At 52.0% G+C, this 2123-nt stretch carries 1 protein-coding gene and 1 pseudogene; both read right to left on the reverse strand.

The features are described 5' to 3' along the window. Positions 1–294 (reverse strand): annotated as a pseudogene (locus ACLTD4_RS33885) (peptidase S8); the annotation flags it as partial. 70 nt (positions 295–364) lie between these two features. Then, a partial coding sequence (locus ACLTD4_RS33890) for a SpoIID/LytB domain-containing protein (RefSeq protein WP_412331991.1) occupies positions 365–2123 on the reverse strand: 1759 nt, incomplete at its 5' end.

Genomic DNA, 2123 nt, shown 5'->3' on the forward strand with positions numbered 1-2123 from the left:
GTTAATGGCAAAGTACAGCCTCTTCGGTTTTTCTATGAAATCGATCTGCGGCAGACTGCTGACATAGTCGATCTCCGGCTCCGGCACCGTTAAAATGGCGTACTCGTTGATCATCTCATCCACAATGATCCCGTGTTCTGTCAACTCAGCCAGGCTCCCGGAATATTTAACGATCAGTTCCCATGTATTCAGCTCGGAGTTATACCCCACATTCAGGGACTCCGATTTTTCCCGTTCCTCTGTCGTGGCACTGAGAGAGAGGTTTAAGAGGTTTTCCAGCTTCTGATTCTGCATATGCTTCTCTGTGTTATTCTTTTACTCTATCATACGCATCATGGCACGGGGGTATTCGGATTCTTTCCTATCACCCCGCCGTCTCCTTCTCAGCCTCCCGTATCTCCACCCCATTATAAAAGAACCGGAGGATTTCCTCATAGGTTTTGCCTTCCGCCGCCATGGCCTGCGCTCCGTTCTGGCTCATGCCGACTCCGTGGCCGTATCCGCCTCCATAGATATGGAAGGTGGTGATATTATTATCATCCACGCCCTCGTTCTCGATGGCAATATAGGCGCTGGGCAGGGACTCGATATCCTTCATGACGTTTCCGTCATTCTTCGTAATCTTCATGTAGGGATTGCCAAGCTTTGCTCTCACCTGGCCTTCTCCGTTGATGGTCATGATTCCATCGGAGCCTTCCACACGCACTTTTTTCACGATGCCGCCCACACCGCGCTCGGTGACGGAGATATTCAATATGGTTCCCACCGCGGTAATCTCCTCCTCCAGCTGCCGGTTCGTGACCGTAGTCTCCCAGCGGTACATCGGGAAGGAGGAATCATAGGATGGGTACTCCTTATCCTTGATAAATGCCTCAAATGCCGCATTGGTGGACAGATTTAAGACGCTGCGGTCTGTCTCCAGGAGGCAGCCGTCCAGATACGGATATTTGGCCGGATCACTTCCCCAGATACTGCCGTCTGTCGTATGGCCGCAGGAGGTGGAGAAATAAAATGCCTCAATGGGCGCATCCTGATAGAACAGAAGCTTTCCATACGTCTCACGGACCGCCTGCTCCGTCTTATCCGATGTCTTTAGGTTGTTATACACCTGAAATCTGGTGCTGTCGTCCACATGGGCGCCGTACTGGCTGTAGGTGTTGCTCTGAATCTGGCGGTAGGCGTACGTTCTCGCACAGACCGCCTGGGCCTTTAACGCCTCCATCTCGTAGCTGTCAGGCATCTCGCTGGGCACTACCCTGGTCAGATAATCTTCCAGATACAGTTCATTAATCAGAGTGATCCCCTCTGTCTCTTTCCGGATTTCGATGCTTCCGCTGTACGACGGCGTACCGAGGGACCTGCGGATCGAATTGACGGAGATGGTATCGCCGGCATCCACGGGAGTGACGACAATTCGACCGTCCTTCAGCCGCTCATCCGACGGATCGATAATCACTTCGGCCTTCGCCGGGATCTGCACGCTCTCCTCTCCATAGGCAATGTTCAATCCGCTCTCCGCTGATAAGGTGACCGACGGATGGAAGACAGACTGAAAATTCGTATTCATGATCATGACCCGGATCGTCTTCGCATCGAATTCCCGCATGGTCAAAGCCGCGCACAGCTTTCCATGGGCCACGACAAATTCCTGAATGTCGTAGCCGACCAGGATATCCGAGATGGACTGCTCCTCAAACTGGCCATACAGCTTATACACCTTGAAATCCTTATCCAGTTTGATCTTACCGTAGCCTTCAATCTCAATGGAATCGTCCTTTACCGACAGGACCTTTCCGGTAATTCTCTTTTTCTTCAACGTCACCTTCTGAAGCTTGCCGTTCTTCAAAGAAAGGTCCGCCAGATTATCGGCAAACTCCTCCGGCTGCCCCAGAGAGGCTTCCATGGGGAACGTTCTCTCAATTGTACCCAGATGTACGGAAAAGGTCTCCCCCTCGCCGCGTGTCAGCCAGACATTCTTATAAGTGACGGAATCACTCACCGTTTCCCTGACCGCGATCATCTCACCGTCTTTTACCAGGACTTTCAGTTCCCAGTCTATGTAGCTGTCGAGGCTGATTCCTTCAAAGCGGAATTTGCCCTCGCTCGTATAAGCAGTCCACGCC

This window comes from Hungatella sp., from assembly GCF_046966825.1.